This window comes from Kitasatospora sp. NPDC058063, from assembly GCF_042885395.1.
GTDB lineage: Bacteria > Actinomycetota > Actinomycetes > Streptomycetales > Streptomycetaceae > Kitasatospora > Kitasatospora lactacystinica.
Window position 1 is genome coordinate 176,975 of the sequence record NZ_JBHVSD010000016.1, and the last position, 14,910, is coordinate 191,884.

Genomic DNA, 14,910 nt, shown 5'->3' on the forward strand with positions numbered 1-14,910 from the left:
GGGCGGATGTGAGTTCCGCACCGTCCGCCCGGCCGAGACCGCACCGCCGTCCCGCCGGGACCATGAGGAGGCCCTCGATGTCTGCCGTCCGCCGATCGGGCTCGAAGCCCGCCCAGTGCGAAGGAACGGACGGATGAGCGCCGTCGTCCACCTGTCCGGTCCCGGACGGCCGGTACCGGACCTGACGGAACTCCTCGCCCGCGTCGCGCGCGGGGACCAGGACGCGTTCTCCCGGCTGTACGACGTGGTGGCCGGTCCGGTGCTGGGGCTGGTGCGCAGGGTTCTGCGCGATCCCGCGCAGTCCGAGGAGGTCGCCCAGGAGGTGTTGCTGGAGGTGTGGCGCACCGCCGCCCGCTATCGGGCCGAGCGCGGTGAGGTGATGCCGTGGGTGCTGACCATCGCGCACCGGCGCGCGGTGGACCGGGTCCGCTCGGCGCAGGCCGCCTCCGACCGCGACCAGCGCGTCGCGGCAGCCTCCCACACCCCGGCGTTCGACGAAGTCGCCGAACAGGTCGAGGGCAGACTGGAGCGCGAGCAGGTCAGGCGCTGCATGAGGACGCTCACCGAACTGCAGCGGGAATCGTTGACACTGGCGTACTACCGCGGTTACACCTACCCCCAGGTCGCCGAGGTGGTCGGCGCACCGCTGGGCACGATCAAGACCCGTGTGCGCGACGGACTGATCCGTCTGCGCGACTGCCTGGGGGTGGGAGCATGACCGCCGCCGACCTGCACACCCTGACCGGCGCCTACGCCGTCCACGCCCTCTCCCCCGCCGAAAGCGCGGAGTTCGAAGGCCACATGGCCGACTGCCCGGCCTGCGCCCAGGAGGTGGCCGAGTTCGCCGCGACCCTGGCCAGGCTCGGGGCCGCGCAGGCCGTCGTGCCGCCCGAGGCCCTCAAAGCCCGGGTGATCGCCGCGCTGCCCGGCGTGCGGCAGGAGGCGCCCCGGACCGCCGCTGTGCCCGGCGCGGGCCTCCGGTCCGGCCGGAGGGCGGGCGGGTGGACGAAGTTCGCGCTGGCCGCCTGCCTCGCCGTCGCGGTCGGCTCCGGTGGCCTCGCCGTCCAGCAGTACCGGCAGGCCGGCGACGCGCGTGCCCGGGCGGCCGCTGTCCAGCAGCAGGCGGACCGGCTGACGGGTCTGCTGACGGCGCCCGACGCCCGCACGGCCACCGGAACCGCGTCGGGCGGAACCGGCGTGGGGACGGTGGTGTGGTCGCACGACCGCGGTCAGGCCGCCTTCCTCGCTTCCGGCATGCCCACCCCGGCCGAGGGCACCACGTACCAACTGTGGTTCAACGACTCCGGAACGATGCGATCGGCCGGGCTGCTGTCCCGTGGGGACGGCGGGCTGGTGCTGTCCGGGCCACTGGGCGGGGCGACGGGTGTCGGCGTCACCGTGGAGCCCGCCGGGGGTTCGACGCACCCCAGTGGGGTACCGGTCATGCTCCTGTCGCTCACCTGAGAAGGCGTGCGGTCCCGCGGGCTCCGGACTGTCCGGTCCGGGTGCCTCGCCGGGTCGGCGTCGATTCATTGGTGGGGCGGCGGCCCCGTACCCGATCCGGCGGCGTCCCGGGCCGTCGCTGGCCGTCGCCGGCGGCAGGGCCTCACCCGGAGGGCCTGTCGCCCACGGTTCCCCGTGCTCCCGGGTCGAGGCCGAGGCGTTTGTTGAGGGCCTCGCCCGAGGGGAGGGGGTCGATGAAGTTGTGCAGGAAGGCGAGCATCGCGTCGGTGTCCAGGCCCTCGCAGGCGGCGTCCATCGAGGCGTAGAGGAACTCCTCGATCCCGGCGACCGCGGTGGCCAGGCGCTCGCCCTCGGGGGTGAGGCTGAGCTGGAGGTAGCGGCGGTCCTCGGCGTCGGTGCGGCGCTCGACCAGTCCGGCCGCGACGACGCGTTCGACCAGCCGGCTGGGGTTGGTGCCGCTCTCGCAGACCAGGAGCTGTCCGAGCCCGTTGAGGCTCAGGGTGCCGTGCTGCTGGAGCAGGCGCAGCACCTCGGCCTGCGAGGGGGTGATGCCGTGGGGTTTGAGGGCCTGGATCAGCAGCCGGTTGCCTTCGCGCTGGGCTGCCAGGATCGCGAACCGCAGGTGCTCGGCCTTGCGCATCGATGTCCTTCCGGGTGGTCTACGGGGCGGCGAGGAAGTTCTCGACCGCGGCGGCGTAGGTTACCGGGTGCGAGAAGCGGAACATGTGGCCGGTGCGCGGCAGCACGACCTCCCGGGCGTCGGGGATGCCCGCGAGCATGACCTTCGAGGCGTTCTCGCCGATCAGCACGTCGTGCGAGGGGGTCAGGATCAGGGTCGGGACCTGGACCCGGTCGAGCACGTCGACGTAGTCGGCCGTGAAGACCGCCGACACGCGCGCACCGAAGGAAGCGGCCGGGGTGTTGGCGAGGAACAGTTCGCGGCTGCGCGCCTCGCTCCAGGGCACCTGGCCCTCGCCGTCGAACGGGGAGGCGAGGCGGTGGGCGTGGAACCGCAGCGTCAGCTGCCGGTAGAACGGGCCGGGAGCCTTGCCCATCACCTGGCCCAGTGCCTTCATGGGCTTCGAGTCGATCGGGTTGGCCGCGAATCCGCCGGACACGACCAGGGCCCGCAGGCCCCGCGGGCGGCGGGTGGCGAGGGCGAGCGCGATGTTCGCGCCGAACGAGTCGCCGACCAGCACGTAGTTGTCGAGGTCGGCGATCGCGTTCTCGACGTGGTCGGCGTAGCGCTCGATGCTGTCGACGCCTTCGGGCAGGCGCAGCGTGCGCTTGGGGGTCTCGCCGTAGGGGGCGAGCTGTTCGGCACTCCACGGGGCGCCGGAGAAGCAGGGGATGAAGACGAGGGTCGGATTCTTCGCTGCAGTGTTCATGGAAAACATGTTACACGACACATGTGTTGCGTCATATGTTGAGCGCGGGATGCCGGCGGCCGGAGGCGCCGAGTGATGCCCGGCGGCTCATGTCGCCCTCGGACCGCTCCGCGCAAAGGCGACGGCGGGGCGGGGCCGGGTATCCGGACCTCCGCCCCGCCGTCGCTGCGGGGTGGTGCTGGGCGCGGTGGGCGGGTTCGGTCAGTAACCGACGATCTGCAGACTGGAGTTGACGGTGAGGTAGAAGGTGTGGGCGTCGGGCCCGAGGGCCAGGCCGGTCACCCAGTTGAGGCCGGTGATGCCCTCGGCCGGGACGAGGGTGTTGGTCGCGGTGTCCAGGACGAGGACCGAGGCCTTGCCGTCGCTGCTGGTGAGGTCCTGCTGGATCAGGTACAGCCGGGTGCCGTCCGCGCCCACCGACGGGTTCTGCAGCCACTGGCCCGGGGCGATGTCCAGGGTGGACAGGGCGTCCGTGGCGAGGTCGACGGCGTAGCCGGTGCCGCTGTTCCCCACACCGTAGAGCCGGGTGCCGTCCGGGGAGAGGGCCAGGCTGGGGACGGAGCCGATCGGGGCGGCGATGGCGCCGGCGACGGTCGGGGTCCCGGTGCCGGTGTCCAGGCGGATCAGGTTCTCGTCGGTGGCGGCGTACACCGCGTCACCGGCCGGAGGCGTGACGATCGAGCCCAGGTAGCGGCCGGGGACCGGCACGGCGGCGGTGAATCCCTGCTGCTGCGGGAAGAAGGACAGGACCCGGGCGCTCGGCTCGGCCGGGCGGTGGTAGCGGGCCGGTCCGTCCTGGCCGACGTAGACCCTGGCGCCGTCCGCGCTGACCGCCAGCGAGGTGAGCGCCCCGGGGAGGGTCCCGTCGGGCCGCGGCTGGTCCGGTGCCTCCGTGCTGGAGACGACCGTGTCGGTGGCCGTGTCGATGGAGGCCAGGCTGGACAGCGGTGCCTTGCGGGCGGTCGAGAACAGCACGTAGACGCGCGAGCCGTCGGGGCTGACGGCCAGCGGTCCCGGACCGGCCCCGAGCCCGGTGGACAGCGTGACCACCGCGGTGATCGCCCCGCTCTGGGTGTCGACCACCTTCACCTTGGCGCCGTTGATGCTGTCCTTCACCGCGACGTACGCCTTGCGCCCGTCCGGGCCGACCGCCACCGAGGCGGGTGACGAGTCCAGCTCGACGGTCCGCGGGACACCCGGGACCGGCCCGCCGGACGTGCCGGTGACGGCGCCGGCGGAGCCGGACCCGGCGAGCAGCAGTGCCGCGCCCGCCGCCAGGAAGCCTAACCAACGGGCCTTCGACAAAAGCGAGTTCATGTGACCCTCCGCTTCGGACACCGCGGGTCCCCGCAGTGGAAGGCAAAGGCTACGGGACGTACCCGTACGGGGTGCGGCTTCAGGCTCCGGGACCGGGACGGGCGGTGACGGCCACGGTGACGGGTGCGGTAACGGCTTCGGGGCCGAGGGCGGCCGCCGCCGGGCGGCGCGCGGTTCACCCGCCGGGCGTGCGACGGGACTCCGCGAGCAGGGCGCGGAAGGCCGTGGCCACCGCGCCGGGGTGTTCCTGCATGGCGACGTGGCCGACGCCGGGCAGGGTGAGGAGTCGGGCGTCGCGGAAGGCGGCGTAGGCCCGGGCCGCCGACCGGAAGGGGACGAGGCGGTCCTCGCGGCCGTAGACGAGAAGGGTGGGGGCGGTGACCCGGTGGGCCTGGTGCCAGGCCGAGGCCTCGCCGGCGGGGCGCAGGTGGGATCGGACGACGGCGCGCACGCCCTGAGCCAACATCTGCTGGGCGTAGGGGAGTTCGGCGCGGCGCAGGCGTTCGCGCGCCTCCGTCGCCCGCTGTTCGGCGTCGACGCGGGACGGGTCGGCGTAGATCAGGCCGTAGAGGTCGTCGAGCTGCCGGTCGGGGCTCCGGGCCGCCAGCAGCCGGGAGTACAGGCGGTGAGCGCCCGGCAGGCCCAGCAGGGAGATCCGCAGGGCCTGGGGCGGCGGGAGGGCGGGCAGGACCGGCGAGACCAGGGTCAGGGTGGAGACCAGCTCCGGGCGGTGGGCGGCGAGGTGGAGGGCGGTCAGGCCGCCGAGGGAGTTGCCGACCAGATGGACACGGCGGTGCCCGGTGCGGTCGAGGTGGCGGGCGACGGCCGCGGCCTGGCGCCGGACGGTGACGAGGCCGTCGGGTGGGGGAGCGGAGCGGCCGAAGCCCGGGAGGTCGAGGGCCAGGCAGTGCACCGACGGCCGGAGGTGCTCGATCAGGGCGGCCCAGTTGTGGGTCCAGCCGCCCAGCCCGTGCAGAAACACGGCGGTCCCGGCGTCCGGGCGGGCGCCGGGTACGTACTCGGCGGCGAGCGGTCGGCTCATGACGGTTCGTTCCCCCGTTCTCACGCGCGCCGTGCCGCGGAGGACTCCGCCACCGCGAGCCGGTAGTGGTCGAGGAGCCGGTCGCCGACCGCCTCCCAGCTGCGTTCCGCCACCGAGGCCCGGCCGGCCCGGCCGAGCGTTCGGCGCAGTTCCGCGTCGCGGGCGAGCCGCTCCACCGCCTCCCGGAAGCCCCCGCCCGCGCCGGGCGGCACGAGGAAGCCGGTGCGTCCGGGGAGGACGATGTCGAGCGGTCCGCCGGCCGCCGGGGCGACGATGGGCAGACCGCTGGCCATCGCCTCCTGGAGGGTCTGGCCGAAGGTCTCGAACGGCCCGGGGTGGGCGAACACGTCGAACGAGGCGTAGAGCCGGGCGAGTTCGTGCCCGGTGCGGCGGCCCAGGAAGAGCGCGTCGGGCAGTGCCGCGCCCAGCCGGGCGCGGCACGGGCCGTCCCCGACCACCACCAGCCGTACGCCCGGGAGCCGGGACGCCTCGGCCAGCCGCTCGACCTGCTTCTCCGGTGCCAGCCGCCCGACGTAGCCGACCAGCACCTCACCGGGCCGGCCGAGGTGGCGGCGCAGGGCCTCGTCCCGGTGCCCGGGGTGGAAGCGCACGCAGTCGACGCCGCGCGGCCACAGGTGGACCCGGGGGATCCCGTGGGCCGCCAGGAGGTCGAACGAGGCCCGGGACGGCGCCAGGGTCCGCGCGGCCGCCGTGTGGATGTGCCGCAGCCGGCGCCAGGCCAGCCGGGCTCCGGCCGCGCCCGCGAAGGGCAGGTAGGTCCGGGCGTAGGCGGCGAGGTCGGTCTGGTAGACGGCGACGGCGGGGACACCCGTGCGCCCGGCCGCCGCCGCGCCGGCGGCCCCGAGCGCGAACGGGCTCGCCAGGTGGACCACGTGCGGGCGGTGCCGTTCGACGGCGTCGGCCACCCGGCGCCCGGGGAGGGCGATCCGCACCTCGGGGTAGCCGGGCAGCGGGACCGACGGGACGCGGACCACCCGGTAGCCGTACGTCGCCCCGCGGTCCTCGTGCTCGCGCCGCTGCGCCGCCGGTGCCACCACCAGCGGGACGTGCCCCCGGGCGAGGAGGTGCTCGGCGGTGCGGAGCACGCTGTGGGCCACGCCGTTGAGCTGCGGGGCGAAGGACTCGGCGACGATCACCACCCGCAGCGGCCCGTCGTCGGGGGCCGGGCCGTCCGTGGCGGGCGCCGCCCGCCCGGGCAGGACCCCGCTCACCGGGCGGCCTCCGTCGCCGGTGCGGCCTCGGGGCGGGCCGGGACGGACCGGCCGACCGCGCGCAGGTCCCGCAGGATCTCCCGGAAGCAGGCGGTCAGGCCCGCCTCGGCGTACGGCACGCCGATCTCCGCGCAGTACGCGCGCACGATGTGCGAGGCCGGGAGCAGCGCGGGCACCGGCATGGCCGGGAAGAGGTGGTGCTCGATCTGGTGGCCGAGGCCGCCGAAGAGGAAGTGGACGAACCGGCCGGCCCGCAGGTTGCGGGAGGGCAGCACCTGCCGCCGGAGGAAGTCGGTGCGCTGCGCGCCGGGGCCGGTCAACGGCATGCCCTTGTGGTTGGGGGCGAAGATGCAGCCCAGGTAGACGCCGAGCAGTGCCCCGAACAGCGCGGTGAAGGTGAGCGCCTGGAGCGGAGTGAGCACGAGGACGGTCAGGGCCGCCGCGAGGACGTAGTGCAGTGCGGCGAGGGTGCGTTCCAGGACGGGGTGTCGGACGGTGCCGCGGGTGAGGGTCAGGCCGGTGGCGACGAGCAGGCCGAGCGCCTGGAGGGAGAGCAGCGGGAAGAACAGCTCCGCCTGGTACCGGGCCATCAGGCGTCGCAACCCCCTTGCCCGGTCGGCCTGTTCGGCGGTTCTGGCGAAGAGGATGGCGTCGGCGGCCGGGTCGCGGCCCTCGTGGTTCGGGTGGGCGTGGTGCCGGTTGTGGTCGTCGACCCACCAGCCGTAGCTCATGCCGACCACCAGGTTCCCCAGCACGATGCCCACCAGGTCGGTCGTCCGGCGGTCGGCGAACACCGCGCGGTGCGCGACGTCATGGCCGAGCAGCGCCAACTGGCCCAGCACGAGGGCGAACAGCGGTGCGAGGCCGAGCTGCCACCAGCTCGCGCCGAGCGCGACGAACCAGGCGAGCAGCCCCGCCAGCGCGGCGAACAGCCCCGCGCTCCGGCACGCGTAGTAGAGCGGGCGCCGACGCAGCAGACCGGCCTCGGCCACGCGCCGGTACAGCTCGGCGAATTCGCCGCGCCGGGCGGTCCCGGTACTCGGAGTGTCCTGAACGGTCATGCCACCAATCCGGTCTCGGGCCGCCACGGCCGGCCGTCGCCGCGCGGCGTGCCCCGGGCAGGGGAGCCCTGAGACTTCCGTACTCCACCGGCCGCTGTCCCGCGCCGCCGGTGAACGCAACCTGATCGAGTGGGCGGTGGGCGCGGGTTGACGGCCCGCTGTTCACGGGTCGAGAACCCGTACGGAACGCTGCCGAGGGAGAAGGTCCGCCCCTGACTGCCGCCGTCGGCTGCCCGCTACCGGCTGCCCGCTACCGGCTACTGGCTACCGACTATCGGCTGAGCATGCGCAGCCGCAGCCGGTGCGGCCGCAGCACCGTGGCCAGCCGCACGGGGCGGGCGTCGGCCGGCCCGGGCGCCACGACCGGCTGCCAGCGGCCCAGCACGGTGGCCAGCGCGATCGCCGCCTCGGCGCGTGCGTAGTCGGCGCCGACGCACTGTCGCGGCCCGTTGGCGAAACCGGCGAAGCCCCAGCGCGGCAGGGCGGCGGCCCGCTCGGGCAGCCAGCGGTCCGGATCGAAACGGGCGGGTTCCGCGAAGATCGACGGGTTGTGGTGGGCCACGTAGGAGCTGAGCAGCACCTGGCTGCCGCGCGGCAGGATGCGCCCTCCCAGATCGGTCTCGCGGGTGCAGGTGCGCAACAGCACCCAGCCGGGGGGATGGAGACGCAGCGCCTCGGTCAACACCCGGGCCGTACGGGGCAGGAACGGCAGGTCGGCCCACTCGGCCGGGCGGCCGCCCGGCAGCACCGCGTCGAGTTCCGCCTGCAGGGCGGACAGCACCTGCGGATGCATCGTCAGCAGCCGTAGCGTCCAAGAGAGTTGGGAGGCGGTGGTCTCCGATCCGGCCAGGAGCAGCGTGACCACCTGGTCGTGCAGCTCGGCGTCGGAGAGCGTGGAGCCGTCCTCGTCCCGGGCCGCCAGCAGGCCGGCCAGCAGATCGGTGTGCCCGCGACCGTCGGCCCGGCGGTCGCGTACGAGCTCGGCGACCGTCCGCCGCAGGGTGCGCACCGCCGCGTGGTAGCCGGGGCCCGCGGGCAGCATCAGCACCCGCCGCAACGCGCCGGCCAACGCGGTCTCGAAGGCGTGCTGCAGACGATCGGCCAGCGCGTCCGGCGCCTCGGTGCCCAACAGGCTGCGCGCCACCACCCGCAGGGTGAACCGGTAGCACGCCGGGAAGACCTCGACCACCTCGCCGTCCCGCCAGGAGGCGGCCAGCTGCGCGGCCTCGCGGGTCATCACGGCGGCGTACCCGGCCAGCCGCTCGGGCCGGAACTCCGGTTGCAGCAGCCGCCGTTGGCGTCGGTGGTCGGCGTGCGCACAGGTGGCCAGCCCGTTGCCGAGGACCCGGCGGAAGCGCCGGTGGATCGCTCCGTCCTTGTCGAAGGTCCGGTCGTCCGCGTAGACCTGCCGCAGCAGTTCCGGGTGGCAGGGCACCACCATCCGGTTCGGTCCCAGCCGGACCTCCACCAGGTCGCCGTACCGGGACAGCCGCCCCAGGAACCCCGTCGGATCCCGCACCAGCGCGGGCAGGTGCCCGAGCACCGGCAGTGCCCCGGGCAGAGTCGCGTGGGAGTACGTCGTGGGGGCGGGATCCCGCGCGGACGAGGACACCGGATCAGCATAGGTCCGCAGCCGGGCGGCGGGGCGGTTCGGCGCGGCGCCGCGGCGGCCCGGGGTTCCCCGCTCCCGGGCGGTGGCGCGCGACGGATCCGACCGCCCGGCCCGGGGGCGGCCCGGGCGGCGGACTGTCCGCCGGGGACGGGCCGTTGCCCCGGGCGGGCGGTGGCGCCGCTCCGCCGACCGCCCGGCGCCTGCGCCTTCGGGGGTCAGAGGCCGAAGCGGGCGCGGTGGGTGGTGGGGACGAGGTCGGCGTACTCGGGGTGCTTGGTGATCCAGCCGCGGATGAAGGGGCAGTAGGGCAGGACGGCGAGCTGCTGGTCGCGTGCGGCGTCCAGGGCGGCGCGGGCCAGCCGGCTGCCGAGGCCGCGGCCTTCGAGGCGGGGGTCGATCTCGGTGTGGATGAAGGCGATCTCGTTGCCGGAGCGGTGGTACTCGGCGAAGCCGGCAAGTTCGCCGTCGTCCTGGATCTCGAACCGGGACTTCTCGGTGTTGTCGGTGACGGACTGCTCCATGGTTCCTCCTCGTGCGGTCGGATTGCCGGGTCGGCATCCCTGACTATAGTTGAACAATAAACATGTGTCGCGGTCGACACGCGGCGGGGTGACGACTTCGCCGCGCCCGGCCGCTCACCGCGGTTCGGCGACGAGCAACGGGCCGCGCGGGCGGACGGTCGCGGCCGTGGCGCTCTCCCGGAGGGAGCCGGCCGTCGCCGGCCGGAGCCGCAGGCGGGCGAGGACGGTAGCGGCGATGACGAGCATCTCGGCCCGGGCGAAGGACTCGCCGACGCACTTGTGGCGGCCGGCGCCGAAGGGGATGAACAGCTCGGGGCGGGCACGGTTCGCGGGGCGGCGCCAGCGCTCGGGATCGAATCGCAACGGGTCGGGGTGGAGTTGCGGGGAGCGGTGCAGTGCGGCCGGGCTGAAGAGGATCTCTGCCCCCGGGGCCAGGAGGGCGCCGCCGCAGTGGAGCGGCGCCGCCGCCCGGCGCATCAGGATCCAGTTGGGGGTGTGGAGCCGGAGGGTCTCGCTGATCGCGTGCCCGGTGCGTTCCAGGCGCGGCAGGTCCTCCAGGGATACGGCGCCGTCCCCGGCGACGGCGCGCACCTCCTCGCTGAGCTCGTCCTGCAGGTCCTGGCGCCGGGCGAGTTCGTGGAAGAGCCAGGCGAGCGTGGTGGCGGTCGTCTCGGTGCCGGCCAGGAGCAGCGAGACCGCCTCGTCCCGGACCTGGACCGGTGCCATGGCGAGTCCGGTCTCCTCGTCGCGGGTGGTCAGCAGCAGCGACAGCAGCGTGTCGTCCCGGCCCTGATGCCGGAGGGCGGCCCGGGCGACGATCTCGTCCACGACGGTGCGCAGGTCCCGGACCGCGGTGTCGAAGCGCCGGTTGGCCGGTACGGGCAGCTTCTCCAGCAGCGGCGACGGGTAGAGCGCCCGCTGGACGAATCCGGTGAGGACCACGGGCACGGCCCGGTCGATCCGGGCCTTCTGGGCGTCGCTCAGGCGGGCGGCGAACAGCGCCTCGACCACGATGTCCCGGGCGAGTTCGTGCATCCGGTGCTCGATCGGCGCCGCCCGCCCGGGCTCCCAGCGGGACACCGCGGCCGCGGCCTGTCGCGCGGTCAGGGTGGCGTACCGGCGGATGCCGTCGCGGTGGAAGGCGGGCTGGACCAGGCGCCGCTGGCGGAGGTGGAACGCGCCCTCGGAGATGAACAAACCGTTGCCCAGCACGCCGCGGGCCTTGTCGAAGACGAAGCCCTTCTCGGTCCTCGCGGCGTCCTCGACGAGCAGCCGGTGCACCAGCTCCGGTTCGGTGAGGACGTGAACCGGCCTGCGCCACAGGTGGATCCGCACCACCGGGCCGTGGTCGGCCAGCGACTGGAGGAAGGGCAGGGGGTCGGTCAGCAGTGGGAGCAGGTGTCCGAGCAGGGGCAGGCGGCCCGGCGCGCACGGCACCGCGCCGGGCGGGGCGTCGTCCTCGCGCATCAGGGCCTCGCCGTGGGGGCGGGCACATCGAACCGGGAGCTGCCGCGGGACCAGTCGATGTGTCCGCGCAGCCACAGCCCCAGGCTCCGGGCGTACGCGGAGGCCGCGTCGCCGCCGTTCGCGTGGACGGTTCGGCTCAGCCCGATGAACGCGCGCATCTCGGCGTCACGCATGGCGACGGCCGACCGTCGGGCCTCGGCCGGAGAACAGCGGTGGTGGCGGGCCAGGACCTCGACCAGGTTGTGGCGGCCCTGGCCGCCCGCGGTCTCCTTGGCGTGGGAGTACAGGTCGTTGTCCCAGCTCACCAGGTTCGCCGTGAGGTCCCTGAGCCTGCGCAGCGAAGGGCCGTCCGCCTCCTCGGCCGGGACTTCGAGGCCGGCCGCGACGTCGACCAGGGCGAGGCAGGTGTACGTGGCTCCGGCGTGCCTGCGCATGGCCACGTACTCGGACAGGCCCGGCACCGTGCCCGCCTCGCGGTTGGCGGCCTCCCACACCTGCGCGGAGAGGTACTCGCGGACCGTGCACTCCCACCGGAACAGCTGTGACGGTGAGGCCTGTGCGGCGACCCGGTCCCGGATCTCCCGCAGGGCCGTCGCGTAGGCGCCGGCCGGTCCGGACAGCCGGCCGCCGAAGACCTCCTCGCCGGGCGGCTCGGGGTCGACCACCCGGGCGAGGAGAGCGGTCGTGCGGGCCAACGGCCCGGGGCGGTGGCCGTGTTCGCGGTCCTCGCAGTACCCGTCGTCGAAGGCGAAGAGCCAGACGTACCAGTCGGACAGCAGACGCAGCATCGCGGCGGAGACCTCGGGGTTGGTCCGTGCGGCCAGGTGACCGCTGCGCTGGCGCCCGATCCGGTCGGACTGCCGCAGGCGCCCGTCCAGCAGCCGGTGGCGCGCCAGCCAGGCCAGGCTCTGCCGGTCGGCCTGTTCGGCGTGGGGGTTCGTCAGGGAGGGGAAGGGGCACCACAAGTCGTCCGGGGTGCTGTGCGGTCGCCCGTCGCGGAGATCGGTCATCGCTGTGCCGGCCCTCGTCTGGTTGGGGTCGCGGCCGGAGTTCGATGCCCCGCGACGATCGCGTGGGGTCGCCCGGCCTGCGCGGGAGGCCGAAACTAGTCCGGATCGGGGTGGGGTGGTGGACTGTGCGCGCATCCATGGTTGCCTCCCGGCGCACGGCCGGCCGGCCCGCCCTCCCGGCCCACGAGCGCCCCGGCGTACTCGCGGCTGCCGGTCCCGCCGGTCGCGGTGGGCCTCCATGCGGCCAGGGACGGGGCGCTGCCCCGGATCGCTCCCGGTGCTGCTGGCCGGATGTGACGATCAGGGGCGTGTTGGCGCGGTACGCCGCCACCAGGTTGCGGCCGCCCCGGGGCCGGAACCGGGTCGCCGACCAGGGTTTCGTATGGCGTGTTCCTGGCGAAATATTTCCACCATGGGCTTATCGCCGGTCGCCGGTCATCCTCCTGTCGCTGTCTTCCGTGAGCCCCGAGGCGGGCGGCCCGTCCCGGCGCTGGGTGCGCGGGTCGCCGCCGGGGCGCGGCGGGCCGCGCGGGTGCTGGCCGGGGTGGCGACCCATGCCGGGCCCGTCGAACGGACCGCCACGCTGCGGCAGGCCGCCGCGGCAGCCGGCGAGTCGGTGGCCGCGCTGGCGGCTCTGGCTCCGGCCGTGGCGGGTGAGGACGTGCCGGCGGAGTCGACCAGTCAGTCGTACTTCCGGGTCCGTGAGGTGGAGCTGTCGGACCAGCAGGCCGCCCTGCACGGGCTGCTGGTCGTCCACCGCGGGCTGGAGGACCTCTGCGAGGCTCCGCTGTCGGGTGCCGACCTGGCGCTGGAGGTGGCCGGGATGCGGCGGTCGGTGCTCGACCTCACCGGCGTGGCGCCCGGCGCCGACCATGAGCCCGTCCCGCCGGTGGTCGTTCCCGAGCCCGGTGCGCGGCCGTCGCCGGAGAGCGCGTGGAGCGCGCGGTGGCTCGTCGGGCACCAGGTCCATGTCCTGTTCAACGTCTGCGCCGCGGTCGCCGTGGCCGACGCCACCCGCCACCTGCGGCACGGTGACGGCGATGCCGCCCTGGGGCGGATGGCGGACGCGACGGAGTACGTGCGCGGCTTCCCCGCGGCCATGAACCACGCCGGCACGATCCCGGCCGACTACTACATGGCGGCGATCCGCCGGACCATGGAGCCGCCGTCGACGGACATCCCGCTCAGCGGGCGCCAGCACCGCGGGTACAGGCTGTTCCGGACGGCGATGAAGGACCTGTTGTCGGCGCTCCCCGACTCCTACGATCAACTGGCGGCCCGAGCCCCGGAGTTGGCCGAGGCGCGGGGCGCGCTCCTGGAAGCCGACCTCGTGGACGCCGAACGGCACGTCACCCTCGCGTACTCGCTGGTGCACCTGCGCCGTTCCATCGCCCAGCGGCCCGAGGGCCCCGACAACGCCGTCGCCGAACTACGGCTCATGCGCCACCGCCGCGCGGCCCAGTACGCCCCCCTGATCCGCTTCGGGGACCACTACATCGCGGACGCCGTGGCCGGCCTGCGCCACTCGTGAGCCCGGCCGTCCACCGTCCGCACTCCCGGCAGGAGACCCGATGCCCGGCACCCCGCACCACACCGCCCTCGCCGCGGACTGGAACCTGGATCCGGCCGATGCCGGCGCGTGCCGGCGCCTGGCCCGCTCCCTGTCCGCCGGCGGACAGGACCGGGTCGACAGCCCCGAGTGGGTGTCCCGGGCCCGGGACGCCTGGGACGAGCTCCCGCTGCCGCTGCGCCGTGCGGTGCGCCGGTTCCGCAGGAGCTCCGGCCCGCACGGCACCCTGGTGATCGGCGGCCTGCCCGTCGACGAGGCGGCCCTGCCCCCGACGCCGGCCGTGCCCGGCTCGGTCCAGCGCCGGGCCACCGTCCCCGCCGCGCTGCTCACCATGGTGGCCTGCGGGCTCGGCGAGCCGCTCGCCTACCTGGCCGAGAAGTCCGGCGCTCTCGTGCAGGACGTGGTGCCCGTGCCCGGGCAGGAGGCCTTCCACGGCAACGCCGGATCGGTGCCGCTGTCCTTCCACACCGAGAACGGCTTCCACCCCCACCCGCCGGACTACGTGGTCTTCCTGTGCCTGCGCGCCGACCACGACCGGATCGCCGGGATGCGCGTCGCCGGCATCCGCCAGGCGCTGCCGCTGCTCACCCGGGCCGACCGGGAGGCCCTGTTCGCACCGGAGTTCATCACCACACCACCGCCCTCCTTCGGCCCGGACGCCGCGAGCGGAGCCGGAGCCGAACCCCGACCGGTGCTGTTCGGCGCATCGGAGGACCCCGACATCCGCATGGCCCAGCTCGTCACCACCCCGCTCACCCCTCGGGCCGCCGCCGCGCTGGCCGAGTTCGGCCGGGCCTGCGAGGAGACCGCCCGCACCCTGCGCCTGGCCCCCGGTGACCTGGTCGTCGTCGACAACCGCGTCACCGTCCACGGCCGGACCGCCTTCCGGCCCCGCTACGACGGGGCGGACCGCTGGCTGCAACGCACCTACGTCGCCGTCGACCTGCGCCGCTCCCGGGATCACCGTCCCCAGGACGGCCAGGTACTCGCCCGCTGACCGGCCCCGAGCGGCGGCGGCCGGCCCGGTGCCGGACCGAGCCCCGGCTGTCGCGAGCGGGTCGGCGACCGATGGCACGCCCGTCGCCGCTCCCGGGCCCGCAGGCCCGGGGGCGGCGGTGCGGGATGGGCGAGCGGCCGGCAGGAGGGGCGAGGCCGACCGGGGGCCGCAGGGGGATGACGAGTGTGTCGCGCCGGGCGCGTGAAAACGGGAGCGGTGCCGGCGCGGC

14 protein-coding genes are annotated in these 14,910 nt (G+C 74.9%); 4 read left to right on the top strand and 10 right to left on the bottom strand.

The window, feature by feature from the left end; translation table 11 throughout:
- Window positions 1-133 precede the first annotated feature (133 nt).
- Together ACFVUY_RS26700 and ACFVUY_RS26705 are read left to right on the top strand one after the other, a co-directional pair.
- Window positions 134-718: a sigma-70 family RNA polymerase sigma factor gene (locus tag ACFVUY_RS26700; protein ID WP_387694629.1), complete on the top strand. Its 585-nt coding sequence runs from the start codon at window positions 134-136 to the stop codon at window positions 716-718.
- Entirely contained in the window at window positions 715-1,464 is a 750-nt protein-coding gene (locus ACFVUY_RS26705) for an anti-sigma factor domain-containing protein (RefSeq protein WP_387694628.1), read from the top strand. Before ACFVUY_RS26700 ends, ACFVUY_RS26705 begins: the two co-directional genes overlap by 4 nt.
- Before the next feature lie 142 nt (window positions 1,465-1,606).
- Here the strand turns inward: ACFVUY_RS26705 and ACFVUY_RS26710 are convergent, their stop codons facing one another.
- From ACFVUY_RS26710 to ACFVUY_RS26755, 10 genes are all read right to left on the bottom strand, one after another.
- On the bottom strand, window positions 1,607-2,104 hold the full coding sequence (locus ACFVUY_RS26710) for a MarR family winged helix-turn-helix transcriptional regulator (protein ID WP_387733950.1): 498 nt from the start codon (window positions 2,102-2,104) through the stop codon (window positions 1,607-1,609).
- Between the two features lie 19 nt (window positions 2,105-2,123).
- The gene (locus ACFVUY_RS26715; RefSeq protein WP_387733952.1) at window positions 2,124-2,852 is read right to left on the bottom strand and encodes an alpha/beta fold hydrolase; all 729 of its coding nucleotides are present in this window, start codon (window positions 2,850-2,852) and stop codon (window positions 2,124-2,126) included.
- 201 nt (window positions 2,853-3,053) lie between these two features.
- Window positions 3,054-4,169, bottom strand: a complete 1,116-nt coding sequence (locus ACFVUY_RS26720; RefSeq protein WP_387733954.1) for a hypothetical protein — start codon at window positions 4,167-4,169, stop codon at window positions 3,054-3,056.
- Window positions 4,170-4,344: 175 nt separating this feature from the next.
- Window positions 4,345-5,211 (bottom strand): alpha/beta fold hydrolase, encoded by an 867-nt coding sequence (locus ACFVUY_RS26725; RefSeq protein WP_387733956.1) that lies wholly within the window; start codon window positions 5,209-5,211, stop codon window positions 4,345-4,347.
- Window positions 5,212-5,231: 20 nt separating this feature from the next.
- Window positions 5,232-6,377 (bottom strand): glycosyltransferase family 4 protein, encoded by a 1,146-nt coding sequence (locus ACFVUY_RS26730; protein WP_387734031.1) that lies wholly within the window; start codon window positions 6,375-6,377, stop codon window positions 5,232-5,234.
- Window positions 6,378-6,439: 62 nt separating this feature from the next.
- A complete protein-coding gene (locus tag ACFVUY_RS26735; RefSeq protein WP_387733959.1) occupies window positions 6,440-7,504 on the bottom strand; it encodes a fatty acid desaturase family protein in 1,065 nt (354 codons plus the stop codon).
- A 271-nt stretch (window positions 7,505-7,775) separates the two neighbouring features.
- On the bottom strand, window positions 7,776-9,116 hold the full coding sequence (locus tag ACFVUY_RS26740; RefSeq protein WP_387733961.1) for a cytochrome P450: 1,341 nt from the start codon (window positions 9,114-9,116) through the stop codon (window positions 7,776-7,778).
- A gap of 215 nt (window positions 9,117-9,331) precedes the next feature.
- A complete protein-coding gene (locus ACFVUY_RS26745; protein ID WP_387733964.1) occupies window positions 9,332-9,637 on the bottom strand; it encodes a GNAT family N-acetyltransferase in 306 nt (101 codons plus the stop codon).
- A 114-nt stretch (window positions 9,638-9,751) separates the two neighbouring features.
- A complete protein-coding gene (locus tag ACFVUY_RS26750) occupies window positions 9,752-11,104 on the bottom strand; it encodes a cytochrome P450 (protein WP_387733967.1) in 1,353 nt (450 codons plus the stop codon).
- The gene (locus ACFVUY_RS26755; RefSeq protein WP_387733970.1) at window positions 11,104-12,114 is read right to left on the bottom strand and encodes a hypothetical protein; all 1,011 of its coding nucleotides are present in this window, start codon (window positions 12,112-12,114) and stop codon (window positions 11,104-11,106) included. Before ACFVUY_RS26755 ends, ACFVUY_RS26750 begins: the two co-directional genes overlap by 1 nt.
- Window positions 12,115-12,526: 412 nt before the next feature.
- Between ACFVUY_RS26755 and ACFVUY_RS26760 the strand changes: the two genes are divergently transcribed.
- Window positions 12,527-13,645 carry a hypothetical protein gene (locus tag ACFVUY_RS26760; RefSeq protein ID WP_387733972.1) on the top strand — a complete coding sequence of 373 codons (1,119 nt, stop codon included), beginning with the start codon at window positions 12,527-12,529 and terminating at the stop codon, window positions 13,643-13,645.
- 40 nt (window positions 13,646-13,685) lie between these two features.
- Window positions 13,686-14,681, top strand: coding sequence for a TauD/TfdA family dioxygenase (locus ACFVUY_RS26765; protein ID WP_387733975.1), 996 nt, complete (start codon window positions 13,686-13,688; stop codon window positions 14,679-14,681).
- The last annotated feature ends 229 nt before the right edge of the window (window positions 14,682-14,910 follow it).

Coding starts and splice junctions, on each gene's coding strand:
- ACFVUY_RS26760 (WP_387733972.1), top strand. CDS start 12,527: ATGGGCTTATCGCCGGTCGCCGGTCATCCTCCTGTCGCTGTCTTCCGT.
- ACFVUY_RS26750 (WP_387733967.1), bottom strand. CDS start 11,104: ATGCGCGAGGACGACGCCCCGCCCGGCGCGGTGCCGTGCGCGCCGGGC.
- ACFVUY_RS26765 (WP_387733975.1), top strand. CDS start 13,686: ATGCCCGGCACCCCGCACCACACCGCCCTCGCCGCGGACTGGAACCTG.
- ACFVUY_RS26720 (WP_387733954.1), bottom strand. CDS start 4,169: ATGAACTCGCTTTTGTCGAAGGCCCGTTGGTTAGGCTTCCTGGCGGCG.
- ACFVUY_RS26725 (WP_387733956.1), bottom strand. CDS start 5,211: ATGAGCCGACCGCTCGCCGCCGAGTACGTACCCGGCGCCCGCCCGGAC.
- ACFVUY_RS26745 (WP_387733964.1), bottom strand. CDS start 9,637: ATGGAGCAGTCCGTCACCGACAACACCGAGAAGTCCCGGTTCGAGATC.
- ACFVUY_RS26715 (WP_387733952.1), bottom strand. CDS start 2,852: ATGAACACTGCAGCGAAGAATCCGACCCTCGTCTTCATCCCCTGCTTC.
- ACFVUY_RS26705 (WP_387694628.1), top strand. CDS start 715: ATGACCGCCGCCGACCTGCACACCCTGACCGGCGCCTACGCCGTCCAC.
- ACFVUY_RS26700 (WP_387694629.1), top strand. CDS start 134: ATGAGCGCCGTCGTCCACCTGTCCGGTCCCGGACGGCCGGTACCGGAC.
- ACFVUY_RS26710 (WP_387733950.1), bottom strand. CDS start 2,104: ATGCGCAAGGCCGAGCACCTGCGGTTCGCGATCCTGGCAGCCCAGCGC.
- ACFVUY_RS26735 (WP_387733959.1), bottom strand. CDS start 7,504: ATGACCGTTCAGGACACTCCGAGTACCGGGACCGCCCGGCGCGGCGAA.
- ACFVUY_RS26755 (WP_387733970.1), bottom strand. CDS start 12,114: ATGACCGATCTCCGCGACGGGCGACCGCACAGCACCCCGGACGACTTG.